Source organism: Ruminiclostridium herbifermentans (assembly GCF_005473905.2).
Taxonomy (GTDB): domain Bacteria; phylum Bacillota; class Clostridia; order Acetivibrionales; family DSM-1351; genus Ruminiclostridium; species Ruminiclostridium herbifermentans.
In genome coordinates, this window is record NZ_CP061336.1 from 4,536,281 (window position 1) to 4,554,736 (window position 18,456).

The window sequence follows — 18,456 nt, forward strand, 5'->3', positions numbered from 1 at the left end:
ATGCTTTTAATAAAAAACATTTTGCACCTAATATCCTAACTCTCTATTTATAGTATAGTATAAATTCTGTTACAAATCCATTACATCGTATTTAAAATAAATTTACAAGTTAATAGGCAACCTTACAGTCACTTCTGTACCTTTGCCAACCTCACTTGTAATATTTATAGTTCCCCCTTGAGCCTCTACAATTTCCTTGGCAATAGAAAGGCCTAGCCCTGTTCCTCCCAAATCTCTTGACCTAGCTTTGTCTACTCTATAAAATCTATCAAATACCAAATCCAAAGATTCCTTAGGAATACCAATTCCTGTATCAGCTACCTTTATATAAATATCGTTTATTAGTTTTCCCACATATACCGTAATTATACCCTCGTCAGGCGTGTATTTAAGTGCATTGCTAATAATATTAACAACTACTTGCTCTAATCTGTCCTTATCAGCATTAATGCTTGGTATGTCACCAATAACATAGCTTTCAAATTTTTGATTTTTTTGTTGTGCTTGAAGCTTCATTCTATTTACAATGTCTTTAACCATTTCATTAATAGAAACCTTTTCTATTTTCCAGTTCATTTGCTGATTGTCCAATCTTGACAATTGAAGCAAATCTTTTACTAATCTAGTCATTCTATCAGCTTCAGTATTTATTACACTTAAAAAATGTTCTGTTGTTTCCGGATCCTCTACTGCACCGTCTAACAAGGTTTCTGTATAACTTTTTATAGATGTTATAGGTGTTCGTAATTCATGAGAAACATTTGCAACAAATTCTCGCCTCATACTGTCTAGCTTTTGCTGTTCAGTTACATCGTGCAGTACAACAATAACTCCTTCAGGCTTTTTATTGGTGTCAGTAAATACTGCAAAATATACTTTAACATACATATCGTTAATAATGGTGTCTGACTCTCTTACTGGTGATTCATCAAAATAGATTATATTTTCAAGCTTTATATCTAAACCTACATTCTCTGCAAACTCCCCAAAGGACTTTTCTTCAATATCCTCACCCAACAATTTTCTAGCAGCAGGATTTACGTGAATTGCAACTCCCTTAAGATTAAATGCCAACACACCATCCGCCATATAATTCAATATTGTTGTAACCTTGTTTTTCTCGCTCGATATCTCTGAAAGTGTGTTTTTTAACTCCTGAGCCATATAGTTGAAGGTTCTTGTCAAATTTCCTATTTCATCCTCTGATTTGACCGTCAATTGCTGATCAAAATCACCCTCTGCAACCTTTTCAGCTTTGTGCATTACGTTTATAATTGGAGAAGTAATAGTTTTTGACAATAAATACCCCAGGACCAATGACAAAAATACAGCAACAAGTGCACAATAAAAAATAAGGGTATTAAATTTTGCTAAAATCCCTTCCCAAGCTTCTTTTTGATAAGTAAAATAAAACACTATATTCCCCTGTGAGCCTTTGGGAAACAAAATGTATTCAAAATATTGATTTTCAGAATTTGCTTTAATAAGTTCTTTATTCTGTCCTAATTCCTCAGAAAAGCTTAAATGACCATCTGCCCATATCGTTGAAAGGTTAATAGATTTTACTAGAAGTTGATTTCCGTATTCCTCTGGATAATTTGGGTATGTCTTTTCATCAGAAGAATAAATAATTGCATCAGGAAATGCAATATTTCTCCTAGATGTATCAATTATAGTAATATTGAGATACTTAGGATTTACTCCAAAAAATCTTTCATCACTATTTACACTAAAATAGTCTAATAAAACATCATTTGTCAGTCGATCTTTATTTAAATCAGTAATACCCCTGTATTCCTTCCAGTTTTCATATCCGCTATCTATATTTTCAGTAAAATTCTTAAAGTATATAGTTTGAAGACCGGAATTAATCCCTATATATACTACACAAACTAAAATTATACACATTGAAATAAAAATATATACAAGCTTCCACTGCAAACTCCGCAGCAACTTTAAAAAGTCTTTCCAAAACTTCATTTTAGCTCCTCTTTTATTTTTGAACATGCAAAAAGCTCTATGATTAAATATGGCAATCATAGAACCTTGTCTATGTTAGAAATTAAAATAATATCCTACTCCACGCTTTGTAATGATATATTGAGGATTTGCAGGGTCTACCTCAAGCTTCTCTCTAACTCTTCTAACTGTAACATCTACAGTTCTAACATCTCCGTAATATTCATAACCCCATACCTTTTCAAGAAGCGTCTCTCGCGAGAAAATTGTCCCCTTCTGAGAAGCTAAAAATTTAACAAGTTCGAATTCACGAAGTGTAAGTTCTACAACCTTGTCTCCCCGTCTTACCTCATATCTATCAATATCCACGGTCAAATCACCATATTTGTAAACATGGGTTTTATCATCATTTAGCTGTTCTCCAGGCGTAGTTCTTCTTAAATTAGCCTTAACGCGAGCCATAAGTTCTCTTGGACTAAAAGGCTTTGTTATATAATCGTCTGCACCTAACTCAAGCCCTAACACCTTGTCAACCTCTTCCTCCTTAGCTGTAAGCATTAAAATTGGTGTTGACAATGTTTGTCTTAGTTTTCTGCATACCGTAAAGCCATCCATTTTTGGTAACATTATATCTAGTAAAATTAAATCTGGGTTTTGTGATAACGCTAAATTAATTGCCTCTTCACCATCATAGGCTTCAATAGTCTCATAGCCCTCTTTTCTTAAATTAAACTTTAAAATGTCGGCAATATTTTTTTCATCATCTACAATTAATATTTTTTTATTCAATATAGCACCCCTAACAAAAAATTTTATACCAAAAACATCATATTATAGGTATATTTTCACAATACAATATAAATTATACCATTATTTTATTAAAATGGAAAATTAATATTTTTAGTGCATAAAATATTTTAACCTGGCAAGAAAAATTCCACACCTTAATAAGTGGTAAATATCAATTTGCTTTTAATACCACTAGGATATCTCCTGCCCCGTTTATACGCCGTTAATGTAATAAAACTTTTCTAAATTCTAAATGAAAAAATTATATTACAAAATTATGAGTTATAATATTAGACGTCAAGTTTCATAAAATGTTGCAAATTTATTAATAATATTTAATAAATTTTTAATATCAATTACTCAACTCTCCATTGTCAATTACACAAAAAATCTAACCAAGAAAGTTGAGTCAATTGTTTTTATCTTAACAAAAATCTAAAATAATTATGCTATTTTACCCTTATTTTTATATCAAACCACTGATAATCCTACTGAACCATTTACTTTTATGCAAAAGTTGATATAAACTCCAATCTTAAGAACTCTGCTTATAGTTAGGCACAATAACCTTCATATAATCAATAACCTCATCCGCATTCTTTATCATAATTTCCTTCAGACATTCAATTTCACGCATTAAAATAGCCATGTCACTATGCAAAGGCTGTGCTACATAAATCTTGTCATTTTTGGTAGCTTGTACACCTTCCTCAGCAAGAAGCAACTCTTCGTACAATTTCTCACCAGGTCTTAGCCCAGTAAACTCAATCTTAATATCAACGTCCGGTTCAAAACCTGATAGCTTTATAAGATTTCTAGCCAAGTCATATATCTTGACAGGCTCACCCATATCCAGTACAAATATTTCTCCCCCCTCAGCCATTGCACCAGCCTGTAAAACAAGCTGTACTGCCTCAGGTATGGTCATAAAATACCTTATAATATCAGGGTGAGTTACTGTAACAGGTCCACCTTGTTCTATTTGTTTTTTGAATAATGGTATAACACTTCCATTACTTCCTAATACATTTCCAAACCTAACAGCCACAAACTCTGTTTTACTTTGTTTTGCAAATGCTTGAATAATCATCTCAGCTACTCTTTTTGTAGCGCCCATGATATTTGTAGGGTTTACCGCCTTGTCAGTAGATATCATAACAAAACGCTTGGATTTGTATTTATCAGCACATTCAACAACATTTAGAGTCCCAAAAACATTATTCTTTATAGCCTCAGTAGGATTGGCTTCCATCAAAGGCACATGCTTGTGGGCTGCTGCATGGAATACTATATCAGGTCTATAAGTTCTGAAAATGCTCTCAAGCCTGCCTTTTTCTCTGACATTAGCAATAATTGTATTGAGTTTTAGATTTGGGTAATTAGCTAATAATTCGTTTTGAATATCATACGCATTATTTTCATAGTTATCCAATATTATTAATCTACTAGGTGAAAATGTGGCAATCTGTCTGCATAACTCAGAACCAATTGACCCCCCTCCACCAGTAACCAAAACAACATTATCTTTGATAAGACCACCTATCTCGTTATTGTCAAGCTTTATAGCATCCCTGCCTAGCAAGTCCTCAATATTGACGTCACGAATCTTTTGTACAGACACAGTTTCATCTATAAGCTGTGAAAGTGATGGTAATATTTTTACCTTACATTTTGTCTTTGAACAAATGGTATATATCTCATTTATTGTTTTTGGTGATGCAGATGGCATGGTGATTACAATTTCATCAATCATTTTATCTTCTGCAACTCTTACTATATCATCTCTTGTCCCTAAAACAGGAACTCCGCTGAGTTTTTTATTCTGCTTTCCTAAATTATCATCAATTATAGCTACTGGTGTACTCTTAAGTTCAGGATGCATATTATACTCATTAATCAGTGCTGCTCCTGCATCTCCAGCACCAATAAGCATTACCCTCTTAGTGCTCTTCACAAGAAGGATATCTCCTCTAAAATAACGTCTAAACAGACGATAGCCCAACCTAATAGCACTAATAAAGAAACAATCTATAAAAAATGTAATAATAAATATACTTCTTGGTATAGGTGTCCTTGTAAGAAATACATAGCCCATCATAAAGCTGTTACTTACCAGCGAAGCTAAAATAATTCTTGACAGTTCATATACACCAGCATATTTCCAAAGGCTATTATATAACTTAAATGCAATAAAAGTACCTATCTTTACTACAGATACTATTAATACAAGTTTCGGAATCTCATTTACAAAGATTTCATAGTTAGGATTAGTAAAAATATAATCAAGTCTCAAAAAATAAGCTAATATAAGTGATGCATTTATAATAAGAATATCGGAGAATAATAAAGAAAGAGCTTTTATTTTATATTTCATACTGTGATTATTCCCTCCTTTATTTAAACCTTAATCAGCCTATATTATTATATCAGCAAATTATACATTAGTGAACCCTCCAAAAAAAGGCTTGAGTTACAAAAAAACTCAAGCCTATAAATATAGTTTCACTTTTATGATATATCATAGTAATTATTTTACCATCCTAAAATATGATAATCTATACACTTTAATAATAAATTAACCTTTTTTTGCCCAATACTCATTAATCATAACTATTGCAACAGCCAGCAAACCACCAAGAACTAAACCGATTAAAACACTAAGCGGATTATTGGGACTAGTTTTATTAATTGGAGCAACAGGAGTTGACAATAAGTGGATACTTGATTTAGCAATACTTATTATACTACTCTGCCCATCAGAAATTCCTGTTTCATAATACTTCTCAATAATCTTCTTTTCCACGTCCAGTTCTACTAAGTTCTGTTTCAAAACTCTTATGTTATCTTCAGTTGATATTAAAAGTTGTCTATTTTCCACTATTCTCTCTTGTAGCTTTGAATATGCAGGATTAATTATATTCTCTATAACAATATTATTTCCTGTGCTGCTCAAGCTACTTTGATTAATTGTTTCAGGAGTTTTTGCAAGCAACTCTTCATTTTTCTTTAAAATTTGCTTAGTGCTTTCTAATAAAGTCTCCTGTCCTTTCAAATTAGCAGTAAAGGTATCATAGTAATAGTTTATAGCCCTGTCTCTAGTCAGCATATCAACATATTCTACATAGTTATTATATAATGATTTAGCAAATTTTAATGAGTCTTCAGGAGTTTTTTCAGATACTTTTACATCAAAGACATTTTGTGCAGCGTTCTTAGCATCTACATTTACAAGAGATACTTTTCCCTTTAATTCAGAAATAGTCATATCTACTCCGCGCTCATAACCCAAATCTTTCATGGTATTTAAAATAACATCATTACTTGTAATCAGCCTCATATATTGCTCATTAGTTGAAGTTGGTAATTTGTATTCACCATACTTTGTAATGTATGTCTCAGGTATATTAACATCAATCTTTAAATCAGTATTATATACAGGAGTAATTACAAATACACTAATTAAGCCAGCTATAACAGCCCAAAATAGTGAAAAACCAATTATCATAACTTTCTTTTTCCATATTACTTCAATTAGTTCTCTTAGATCAATTTCGCCTTGAATATATTGTTCTTGATAATTATCGTTCATATTATGTCCATTTTTAACACTTTGCACAAAGTGTAATTATATACATATAATGGACTAGCACCTCCTCTAATGTATTTATTGCTTTGTAATGCCAAAATTTATAATAGTAAATTACATTCTTTACCTTTATATTTCTTAACATTATATCAATTAAAGATTATATTATCAATGTAATTGCATTGCTCTGTCATTTAAAAATTCAATCTGTGTATAGAACTTATTAACATCTGGGAGTCTATTATAAATTTCGCACCAGATTATCTGTGTCTTTTTCCATTGCCCATAATTGTCAGAATATAGTCCTTCAGAACAATGAAGTACATCAGGTGCTTTTAACACTATACTTATTCCGTCGTTCTCCATTTTTGCTGTATTTCCTATAATCTCAACTGAGACATCAGGATGAAGAACATATCTGCAAATACATTTCTGAGTAAATGCACTAGAAATACAATCCTCAATTGTTATACAACTGTCTTTATCAATTAAAATCTTTCTTATTTGAATGCACTCAACATTGTCATGAAATACTGATATTTTTGCATTCAACTCAGCCTTATCAAAATTGCCATTAACAAAAATCTCATTAGTAGTACTAGAATTTTTTATTTTTGAAAAGGGACTATGGCTTATATTCTGCTCAAAATTTCCTATCTGAATAGTAGAATGTTGCTTAATTGATAAAAATGCTTTACGAATATCTGGATAAGACGTATAGCATCCACTTCCTGGATCAACAATAAAGTTCTTGCCTTTGTACATCAATTCAAATGACAACTTGTCATTGTGAACATGACCTCCCATATCAAAACGATGTGCATCACCCGCAGTTAATATGCAATAAATATTTCCTGCTTTATATAGAGCATGTCTACTTTCAGGAAAAACTCTCAATGTCTCCCCGCATTTTATAGCGCCTTCTTCATCTCTTTTTACAAAGCATAAAACTTCTTTACATAGCGGTTGATAAAATATTTTCCCAATAAAAGCTGATGCCAAAGACACCATAAATGCATTGCTGTTATTCTTTTCTTTAAATAACTGAAAAATACGCCCCCCGTCATTATCTCCTATTTGTGGGAAACTACCGTCAGTTTTTGAAATTGCTGACGCATAATCAGCTATAGCTTCAATTCGAGAAAAATACATTTTAGAAACTTGAGTGTGAGTATTCTTCATAACTATAGCTGCTAAAGAAAACATTTCTCCAACTAAACGCTGGTATGCCGTTGAGCCTTCAAACCCACCACCATCAGACAGTATCTGCTTTTCTATTTCTATTTCAAAGGACTGCCTAGCATATTCATAGACAAAGTTTGCATTTGGAAGAAATGTAAAAGTTGATGACACAGCCAGTAGCCCTAAAAGCCCACCCAAATAGTGGTTTGAAGTTCTCCCAGCTACATTTTCTTCGTTCCTGAGAATAAAGTTCATATGTTGATATACTGATGCAACTATTTTCTCTATGAAGCAATCATCTATTCCTTCGTAATTTGAAATTAATTGAAACGCTAGAATCATATTTGAGACCCTAATACCAGCTTCCATTGCAATATTCCAATTAGGTCCTTCCTCTAGCCCATTACAATTAATCCAATCCTCTATAACACTAATTACAATCTTTGCTGCTTTCTCGTCACCAGTAAGCCTCCAAAAAAGCGCTGGTGCAAAAAGATACTGCATCCTTGATAATTCCCAGACATTCTTAATATCAACACCTGGTACATTATTTTTTGCTCTCACTAAAGAGTAGTGTGATAAAACATAGCTATAATCAGCTATTATATCATCATGCCATCTGTAATGCTCTGTATTTTTATTATAAACGCAATCGAATTCTCTTCCAAGAACCAGAAACTTTTTATTACAAACATTGTTTGCAGTCATTTCAAGTTTGGACATAAAATCCTTATCGGCTTTTAATTTTTTAGCGCTGCTTTCAAAATCTTCACATAAAAAAGAGCATTGCATATGATTTGTAACATATTTATATGTCAATGAACCAGAATTACGTTTCAAATACTTTTGCAAACGAGATATATCTATATCTAGCGGGTCTATGCCAAATTTCTTTTTAGTATTATAAGATACCTTATTCACATATCTTCTAGAATACTTTTTTAAATAAGGTATCCAGAGTTCTTTTCTTTTTAATATTTGTAATACATCTAACAAGCGTTATCACTCCAATTTCTTTGAAGTACATATTCTCTTATATGCTGTATGAACAGCCTCGTTTATTTCAAAAGTAATACGTGAGGTTGTTTCTAGTTCTTCTACAGGAATGATTAATCCATCTCCATGCATAATATTCTCATATAAAGCAAGAATCTCTTCCTTCTGTCCTTTGCTTGGTGAGGATGTTTTTATTTTCTTTATCCTAATATTTTCACCCACAATTGATTCATAATTGTTTAGAGTAATCTTTTTTCCATCAAAAGCGGCATACAACATTTCCTTTGGACAATTTTTTGAACCATTAGCAAAATAATTTAGCACAGCAATTGAGCCATCTTCATAGGTAATTGTAACGGAAACATTATCTTCTGCTTTGTAATAACCACGTGATGGTAACAAATAATTCACCGAAGTGCTAATAGGCTTTGATTCAATTAAGTAGCTAAATAAATCAATTATATGGCATCCTTCCCCTACTATTCGCCCTCCACCTTCCTTACCATGAACCCAATGGTCTGGAGCAATATAGCCAGCATTCATATTATACTCTAAAAAAAGGCTGCCACTTCTATTCCTAACATGTCTCTTTATTTCCTCTGCATATTTAGAATATCGTCTGTTATACCCGACAAAAAATCTTTTGCCGCTATCCTTAATGGCCTTTGTTAATTCCATGAGTTCTTGTTCATTTAATGCAGGCGGCTTCTCCACAAATACATGCTTTCCAGCGCGTAACGCCTGTATTGCTATTTGCGCATGTAAATTATGGCGAGTTGATATGATTACCAATTGCACATCTGGGTCATCTAATATATGTTGCATATTTGTTGTTGCATATTCAGCATTATACTGTGCCGCTAGAGAGGCTGCTGATATGCCTGTTCTACTCATTACTGCTTTTAAATAAAACTTATTAGGATATTGTTTTAAATTTGGTAAATGCATTGAAGTTACAAAACTACCAGCACCAATTACAGCATAAGATATTGCACCTTCATTTCGTTTTTTCTTTTTACTATAGTTCATGACAATTTTATCTGTTGGATAATCATTCTTGGAATGAGATTCATGATATGAAAGAATTGCCAGCATGGGTGCATTTGGGGCATTTAGTGCCTGATATGCAGTATTTGCTCTTTCAACAGGATAAGGTTCTCCAAACAAATGTTTAATGCTAATTCTGCCCTCTTTTATCATGTCCAAATAGCACTGCATATTTCTATTTTCTGTCCAGCGCACATAATCTATAGGATAATCCATACCCTCCTCTTCATAGCGTGAATCATATCTACCTGGACCATAAGAAGTAGCGATTTTAAATTCCAGCTCTTTAGCATAGATATCTGCACGATTTATTTCCATGCCACTAGTTCCAAGGAGTATAAATCGTCCTTTTCTCCTCAACATCTGAAAGCATTTGGACATTGGTTCACTGGATTTTGTAGCTGCTGTAAAAAGGACTGCATCTGCTCCCTTACCCCCAGTATACATCATAACTTTTGAAACGATATCCTCTTTACCATTTATTACATCAATGTTGTTTTTCTCCTTCACTATTTGCATGCGCTTATCGTTAATATCAATACCAATCACGCGACAACCTGAAGCTACCAACATTTGAACTGCAAGTTGTCCAATAAGCCCTAATCCCATTACAACTACATTTTCTCCTATTTCAGGAGAAAGCACGCGTACACCTTGCAAAGCAATACTTCCAATAGCTACTGTTGATGCTTCCTCAAGACTAACACCATCAGGAATTGCAACAGTCAAATTTTTAGGAGTATAAGAATATCCTGCATGACTAGCATATTTGTTACCTGCAATAGCTACAGCTTGTCCAACTTTAAATTCACTTACATTTTCACCCACTGCAATAATCGTTCCTGCAGCACTATACCCTAAAGCATTACCAAATGCCTCACCAGTTACCTTTTTAACTGTAGATCTAAATACACCAACCCCACGCTGCAATAAGATATCAAGTGCCATTCTTGCCTGTTTTGGATTTTCCAATGCACGCTTTATCAAACTTTTCTTTGCGTTCTTTACTGCACTCATTTCTGTGCCAACAGATATACATGAATATTCAACTTTAACAAGCACACCATTTGAATCTAGTGTAGGATCAGCCACATCACGTGTAACAATATTCCCTTTGCTCAATACGGCCTGTTTCATTTCATATTTTCCTTTCAGTCAATTCTATTTCAGATTTAAATTGTATTTTGTTAAAATTTCTTGTCGTAATTGTAGAATTTTATTAGCTTCATGTTCTGTTTTTCCAATGGAGGTTAAATGTTCTAATAACTGTTCATCGGAATATCGTAGTTTAATTGGTTTGCATGGATTCCCAACACATACACAATACGGGGGTACATCCTTAGTTATTACCGATGCCGTTCCTACAATTGCACCTTCCATTATTCTAACCCCACGTAATATTGAAACATTTGCACCAATCCAAACATCATCCTCAATTGCTACTGGTTCGTTTTCAATTCTACCCTGATTTTGAACAATTTGTGAAACTTTTGTATACTCGTGATCTCCTGATGTGATAAACACATTTGGTCCAATTAAAACATCATTTCCGATAGTAATATTGCCACTGAAATATGCATTTCTGTTAATGAAAACATTTTTTCCTATCGTTATTGTGGAATAAGAAAAAAAAGAATTTTGAGGCGAGAAACGTATATCTTTTTCACATTTCTTAAACTTTTTAATATAATGATTTTTATATATTTTTTTTAATACTTTAATAATTTTAACTTCCCCCCTTCACTTGAATTGAAATTATTTAATTGTTTCGTATAGATACTTTTTATTTTTGTAAAATTGCTTCCATATATGGATGTTTTCAGCATACTTTAAATCCACTTCAATATTAACATTACTGTCTATAGATACTTCCTTTATACTAGATGAATAAAACATAATTTTCCCATCGGATTTATAACTAGCACTCTGCCCATCCCAATTCAACTCATATTTTTTATTAAGTTCACTAAATCCTGTAATAACATTTATAACTGCCACACAGCCATCTTCAAATGTAAATGAAACCGAATGGTTTTGCTCAATATCTCCAGAAAACTCTATATGTGCAACTCGAGAATTTATTATATAAGTAGCCTCAACTAATGAATGCTCTATATTACTGATATCTGCTCTGTCACAGAAGCACGTTATCTGAAGTAATGCAGGCTCAATATGCTTCTCAAACAATTCAGATAATTTTTTTACATATGAAAATACAGATGCTTTAATAGTTTGATTAAAATCGTTACCCTCTTCCTTAATATTCCTTATACCATTTTCACCTGTGATGCTTGAGAGCCTGCCTTTTCCCATAATATCTAGACAAAATTCCGCATCATACTTTAATGTATCTCTAACATATCCATATGGGTATATAATTTGGGAAAGTTGAAAATCTTCATCATAATAGCCCTTCCCAATATCCTTTATTATTTCAATAGTATCCGTAGCGAGGGAAACATCACTATCACTATTTGAATCTGGAATGAGATATATTTTTGTTCCGCAACCGAATTTTTCAAAATCCATTATGCTTTTATTTCCAAACAAAATAACCGCATCTATATGATTAGTTGAACTTTCATTAATAACATTACATCCAAATAACTCTATAAGATATTTTAACTTGTTTATATATTCGCTATAGCCTAATATAAGAACATTTTCACCAAGTTTTAATGACATTCTTTTAACAATATTTATAAATGGAAGATACGTTATACAATGAGCGGCATCATCCAAAGAAATATTTTTTGGTATATAGACAATACAATTCTGTGAAGTTACTATCTCATTTGATATATTCTGTTTGCAGAAACCAAAAAAAGCAACACACTGTCCAATATGATATTCGCCGCAGCTTTCTCCTGCTTTTATAATAGTTCCAACACCACAAACAAAAAGAGGTGTATCCATTTCGTTTGCGTTTTCAACAAAAATATTTGCAAACCCAGGATATTGAAGAAATCTATACGCATCCTGTGCAATCGAATAAACATTAATATATATTCTTTGTTCTATGTCTATCGGATAATCCTTCATAATTATGTCCCCACTTCGCATTTAGTAAAAACTATTTAAATACTAGCACGGACTCAACGCCTCCTTCAATAAATATTTTTTAATAAATATTTTTTATTCCTATAATTTCAGTCAAAGCACAAAATAGCAAACCATATTGGTCTATGATGGTTATTATGATTTTTACAGCTTAAGTGAAAGAGCTTATTTTCAAACTTCACCTTCCAGTTTATGATATTTCCCACAATAAAACACTCTCATACCAAGGTTAACTCCAAGAACAATTACACGAGATACAGCTCCACCTATTGCTCCAAATGGAATAATTAACGCAAAGCTAAATAAAATGTTCCCAATGAATCCCATAACAGCACAATTTCTTATTTCCTTAGCCATGCCCTTTGCATTCATAAAGCTTGTATACAGTGTAGTAACTCCTCGAATTGCATAAGACAAAATTGTTACAGGTAAAATATATATCATCGGCATATATTCATTCCCAAGAAAATACTTAATAACAACAAAACTTATCCCATAGCAACCTATACATGAAGCCAAGGTAACAAGTACTAAATACATAATATATTTATTATCAATTTTGTTTTTATTTGAAAATCTACGATATAAGCTTTGAGAAAGACTGTTTCCTATAACGTTAATAGGTGCAGATATAGTATTTGATAGAGTATAATGAGCAACCGATGCAAGAGGATAAAAATAACCAAGTATCAGCGAATCTATTCCTAATGTTGGAAAGAAAATTATTCTGGAAAAATATATTGTCCAGCCCCTTTCCTTTTGTTCCTTTTTAAACTCTTGCCACTCTTCCTTATAAAATCGTAAATATTTAAAGTAAATAATGACTACAGGTACTAAAACTACTAGCATTCTTGTCCCGTACTCTACTATAACTGCAGACCTCACATTAAATATTCCTATGTAATACATTGCAATCATAAGAACAAAATAAATCATTGAATACAGTGCTAGTTGTACAGATGCCTCTTTAATTCTTCCCAAAGCATAACACACTTGGTTATATATGGCTAAAATGATATTGTATCCAACAAACGGCAAAGTAATGCGAATAAGTATCGCAGCCTGCGGATCCCCAAAAAAAGGCACAAAAAAACTTACTATAAACATAAAAATACTATATAAAAAAGAAAGCAATATTCCTATTAATAATGTCAACCCAGCTATACGTTTTTTAGAGTTCTCATCTTCATGAGTTATAATCAATCTTGCACCCGTATTATCAACACCAAAAATAAAGAAAGTTGAAAAAAATGATACAAGACTTAAAACATACCCTATTAGTCCAATTTCATCAATGCTGAGCATCTTAGGACGAATTAGATATATAAATAACATAAATGAAAGCCCGATTCCTTCAGCAAAAAACATTAGCAGGCTTTCATATAGTATTCTATTATTTTTATTTTTTCTTAATAGATACTTCATTTTTATCCTTTCTACCACAGCAAAATTCATTATACGCATTTTACGTGGACGCATCAAAACTTTTACCCAACTTCTTAATTTTTCTATCAGCACTTACTATCCCTGTTTTAGTCATATAATAAAAATATATTAGTGCAAACCAATAACCATATGTCAACATAACGGAAAACACATTTCCATTCAATATATACTCTGCAGATGTTATTATTACTGGCAGGACACAGGCAGAAGGAATATTTGTAGATACTTTATCAAGAAGTCTAAACATTATTACCATAAATAAAGGATATAAAATTAATCCAAGAATCCCAAAATTACCAAATGCATCAGCAACAGTTCCTGCAGGGACGTTGGCATCTGGCCTGTCGTATAGTAAATCACCCATGAACGAAGAAAAATTATCAGCATATGGAATCTTTACACCATAGTTTTTAAGCCATCTCATAAAGCTGTTACGCAAATATAGCTTTTCATTACTAATAAAAAATTCGATATATCCCCAGCAATTATAACTAGTTGTGAAAAGTACTCTTCTAACAATATAATTTGCAATAAAAACAGAATTAAATAATTTATACATAGAATAACCTAAAACAGTAATTCCAGCCAAACCAAAAGGAAGATATTTAAAATACTTATGACTGTTTATAAGTATTACTCCAATAATTGAAAATGCAAAAGCAAAAAGATACGTCTTTGTTCCAGCAAGTGAAAATGTTATAATCTGTGCAAATGTAAATACTCCTAGAACAATAAATTTTTTATTTTTTAATGCTATAGCAGCACTAACTGGAAAAACAATATTTCCTGCCCATGGAATTAATCTAGATAAAATTGGTCCAAAGGAATTCTCTTTAGCAGCCGCTCTCAAATCATAAACTATACTTAAATCCAGAGTTATATACAAACCATTATAGTACGCAGAAAACACTACAATAAGTATTAAAAATGCAAATGGAACAAACTTAACACATTTTATAGTAATCTTGTTATTAGTGGATTTTATTCTTTTAATTTTAATCTTACAGATAAAAGGATATAAAGCTATCATTATAAACCAAAATAAAGAAGAATATAACAAGAAATAATGAGGCAGCCCCATTCCATAATATAATGAAGTATTAGGAATATATGACATGATGTACAAAAGCAAAATCATTATAGAAGAAGGATTTCTTGAATTAAAAACAGTAGCGAATAAACTTGTAATAATAATCAATACTAAATACGACAGAATTAAATTTGTATTATTAGGGGTATACTCAAATTTATAATTTTGGTATAACACACAAATCATATTCTTATACGCATAATCAAGAGAAATTCTAAAGGCCAATACGCCTAAAATCAATATGATATTTATTTTTTTTGGTGGTCTGATATTATTACCATTACATTCCATATTTTAGCGTATACCCCTTTATTGTATCAGTTCAATCATTTGCTTTAATAGTTTTTGATTATATAGTTCAATGTCTATATCTGCCTTGTGTAATCTACAGTTTTTAACAATATACTCATAATATTCCTTATCTGTTGATAATCTATGTAATACTTTTTCTAATTCACTTAAATCAGTATGGCTGACAGCAACTCCTACTCCCCATTTTTCCACAAGTTCAGCTAGGTACGTTCCCTTTGCAACAATAATTGGGAGTTCACAGTAGATGGCCTCATACAATTTATTTGGCAGAGCAATTCTTACATTTGCATTGTCCGCGTCGTATACCGCATATACACAATCTACTCTACCGTACAATTGTGCAATATCGTTATTATAATTATATTTTCCAAAAAAATCAACAAATTGCTTTTCACTACAGTAATTCGTAATTTCTATATATTCATCCTGTGTCCCGCCTGCACCTGCAAATAATACACTAACGTCTTGTGATTCTGCAGCGTCAACTAACATCTTCATTTGATTTAAATATCTGATTCCACCAATGAAACCAACGGTAAATCTCCCATTCTCTTTATGAATATAAGACTTAAACGCAGATAAATCTGGCATATTTGGAATGAATAAAACTCTATCTTTAGAAATTATTTTTTTATAGTACTTCTCAAAAAACATGTCCGAGGTTAATACTAAAAGTTTAACCTTTTTTAATAGTACCTTTTCAATAAACTTAACAACATTGCTTTTAATTGACTGCATAGCTGTTGTTGCTTCTTCAATAAATACTTTACGTAAGTCTGCAACCTCATATATAATTTTTGTTCTGTTAAAAACTGAATATAATACTGAAATTAGCAGTGAATCTAATCCCTCAGTATAAATACATGAAGGACGTATTGTACGCAGTTTTTTTATTGCTTTAACAGCATATAAAATTGAATACCTAATTCTATATAAAATATTGCTTGAATCAGGCATATCCATATCAAATATTGTATTTTCAATATCTAAATGATACGGCTCCCATATGTTTGCAGATTTCCTTCTCACGCATATTAATGCCGTAGTCCCAACTTCTTTAGCGACACCAATTCTCTTATTCATACGAGGGTTTGGAACATGCGATAATAAAAATACAACCGTTTTCAATCTTATCTCTCCTAAAAAATATTCTTCAACAAAGACCATATTTTCGTATCAATATTTCTAATAACTTTTGCCGGCACTCCTGCTACAATACAATTATCTGGAACATCCTTGTTTACAACAGAATTAGTTCCAATAATAACATTATTACCAACTCTAATTTTCCCAATTATTCTCGAACCAGCAGAGATATATACATCATCCCCAATTGTAGGTATATCTTCAGGGTCGAGCGATCGACCAATGGTAACACCCTGTCCAATTATTACACGCTCTCCGATAATAGCTCTGCTATGTACAACAACACCAATGCCGCCATAAGCAAATCGGCTTCCATTTCCAATCTCAGCCGAATATGGTACTACGGAATTAAACAGCAGAAATATTAGCCCCTTGGTGATTTGTGGAATAACAGGAATCCTTCTCTTATAGCACCAATGTCCTAATTTATATAAATCTATAGCATTCATTAAAGTCTGTATCTCCCCTCAAGATCACAAATATTTCTTGTATCAAGAATAATCTTTCCCTTAAGCTTGTACATCTTTTCTTTAATTTCACTATGTGCAACCAAAATAACTACGATATCTACATTATTCAAGAATTCATCAAAATCATGATACTGATTTTCAACAATATCCTTCTTAACCCAAGGGTCATAAACCTTGACGCCACTTGCAAGATGTCGTTCCATACATCTAAGCATCTGTAGTGTAGGACTTTCACGTACATCATCAACATCTTCTTTATAGGTAAGTCCATATAGACCTACACGTGAAACATCCTTTATACCCTTCTCCTTCATAATATCGTGAATTCTCTCAAGTACATATTCAGGCATGGAATCATTAATCTTTCTTGCTGCCAGAATAATATTAGCCAATCCAGGATAATCACCTACTAAAAACCATGGGTCAACAGAAATACAGTGTCCGCCTACACCAGGTCCAGGAGAAAGAATATTAACACGCGGATGCTTATTTGCAATTCGGATTATTTCATAAACATCCATATTATCACTATGACATATTTTAGCGAGCTCATTCGCATATGCAATATTTATATCTCGAAATGTATTTTCTACAACTTTTGTCATCTCAGCAGTTCTGATATCAGTTACAACAATTTCTCCTTCACAGAATGAAGAATAAAGTTCTTTCACTCTTTCTCCAATAGCTTTACTGTCTGAACCTATAGTTCTTGAATTATGTTTTAATTCATACACCATATTACCTGGAATAATTCGTTCTGGTGCATGAACAAGATGAATATCTTCTCCTATTACGAAACCATTAGCCTCTACAATTGGACGTACAAATTTGTCAATTGTTCCTGGTGAAACCGTAGATTCAATAATTACAATTGCACCTTTAGGGCAAACTTCCATTACATTTTTTACAGCTTGTATAACGTAGCAAGCATCTATTTTCTTACTATTTTTATCGTAAGGAGTAGGTACTGCAACAATATATACCATTGTAGATATATATTCTGTAGAAAATTTTATACCTTTTGAAATGGCATTAACAAATAAATCATAAAGACCTTCTTCTTCAAAGGTTATCTCTCCAGCATTTAGCTGAGAAACAAGTTCTTTATTATAGTCAGTTCCAACAACCTCAACACCATGCGTCGCTAACATTAATGCAGTAGGTAGCCCTATGTAGCCAAGTCCGATTACATTAACCATATTAATCCCTTTCTTTCACGTAGTTATATATTTATAAATCAAATTCATGCAATTATTTCTAATCCAACTATCCATTGATAAGTTTAACACCCGCGACTTTTCAACTGGAAAAGCTGAATAAGTTACTAATATAATTTCAAACAATTATTTTAGTAATATTATCTCATATATTAA

At 32.2% G+C, this 18,456-nt stretch carries 13 protein-coding genes and 1 pseudogene; all 14 read right to left on the bottom strand.

Going from position 1 to position 18,456, the window contains the following annotated elements:
- Window positions 1-102 precede the first annotated feature (102 nt).
- Entirely contained in the window at window positions 103-1,980 is a 1,878-nt protein-coding gene (locus tag EHE19_RS18465; protein WP_137698615.1) for an ATP-binding protein, read from the bottom strand.
- A 75-nt stretch (window positions 1,981-2,055) separates the two neighbouring features.
- Window positions 2,056-2,748, bottom strand: coding sequence for a response regulator (locus tag EHE19_RS18470; RefSeq protein WP_137698616.1), 693 nt, complete (start codon window positions 2,746-2,748; stop codon window positions 2,056-2,058).
- Window positions 2,749-3,283: 535 nt separating this feature from the next.
- Window positions 3,284-5,122, bottom strand: a complete 1,839-nt coding sequence (locus tag EHE19_RS18475; protein ID WP_137698617.1) for a polysaccharide biosynthesis protein — start codon at window positions 5,120-5,122, stop codon at window positions 3,284-3,286.
- Window positions 5,123-5,323: 201 nt separating this feature from the next.
- Complete coding sequence (locus tag EHE19_RS18480; protein WP_137698618.1) at window positions 5,324-6,337, bottom strand: Wzz/FepE/Etk N-terminal domain-containing protein; 1,014 nt, start codon at window positions 6,335-6,337, stop codon at window positions 5,324-5,326.
- 165 nt (window positions 6,338-6,502) lie between these two features.
- On the bottom strand, window positions 6,503-8,512 hold the full coding sequence (locus EHE19_RS18485) for a heparinase II/III domain-containing protein (RefSeq protein WP_137698619.1): 2,010 nt from the start codon (window positions 8,510-8,512) through the stop codon (window positions 6,503-6,505).
- Between the two features lie 6 nt (window positions 8,513-8,518).
- Window positions 8,519-10,696 (bottom strand): Gfo/Idh/MocA family oxidoreductase, encoded by a 2,178-nt coding sequence (locus EHE19_RS18490; RefSeq protein WP_137698620.1) that lies wholly within the window; start codon window positions 10,694-10,696, stop codon window positions 8,519-8,521.
- Window positions 10,697-10,720: 24 nt separating this feature from the next.
- Window positions 10,721-11,083 (bottom strand): LbetaH domain-containing protein, encoded by a 363-nt coding sequence (locus EHE19_RS18495; RefSeq protein ID WP_171003624.1) that lies wholly within the window; start codon window positions 11,081-11,083, stop codon window positions 10,721-10,723.
- A pseudogene (locus EHE19_RS20200) lies at window positions 11,084-11,284 on the bottom strand (hypothetical protein); the annotation flags it as partial.
- A 30-nt stretch (window positions 11,285-11,314) separates the two neighbouring features.
- The gene (locus EHE19_RS18505) at window positions 11,315-12,601 is read right to left on the bottom strand and encodes an MDR/zinc-dependent alcohol dehydrogenase-like family protein (RefSeq protein ID WP_137698622.1); all 1,287 of its coding nucleotides are present in this window, start codon (window positions 12,599-12,601) and stop codon (window positions 11,315-11,317) included.
- Window positions 12,602-12,790: 189 nt separating this feature from the next.
- Window positions 12,791-14,098 carry a lipopolysaccharide biosynthesis protein gene (locus EHE19_RS18510; protein ID WP_137698623.1) on the bottom strand — a complete coding sequence of 436 codons (1,308 nt, stop codon included), beginning with the start codon at window positions 14,096-14,098 and terminating at the stop codon, window positions 12,791-12,793.
- On the bottom strand, window positions 14,085-15,446 hold the full coding sequence (locus EHE19_RS18515; protein WP_137698624.1) for a hypothetical protein: 1,362 nt from the start codon (window positions 15,444-15,446) through the stop codon (window positions 14,085-14,087). The genes EHE19_RS18510 and EHE19_RS18515 overlap by 14 nt, the downstream gene beginning before the upstream one ends.
- 18 nt (window positions 15,447-15,464) lie before the next feature.
- Entirely contained in the window at window positions 15,465-16,595 is a 1,131-nt protein-coding gene (locus tag EHE19_RS18520; RefSeq protein WP_171003625.1) for a glycosyltransferase, read from the bottom strand.
- Between the two features lie 11 nt (window positions 16,596-16,606).
- A complete protein-coding gene (locus EHE19_RS18525) occupies window positions 16,607-17,062 on the bottom strand; it encodes a serine O-acetyltransferase (RefSeq protein ID WP_137698626.1) in 456 nt (151 codons plus the stop codon).
- Entirely contained in the window at window positions 17,062-18,282 is a 1,221-nt protein-coding gene (locus EHE19_RS18530; RefSeq protein WP_137698627.1) for a nucleotide sugar dehydrogenase, read from the bottom strand. Before EHE19_RS18530 ends, EHE19_RS18525 begins: the two co-directional genes overlap by 1 nt.
- Window positions 18,283-18,456: the final 174 nt, after the last annotated feature.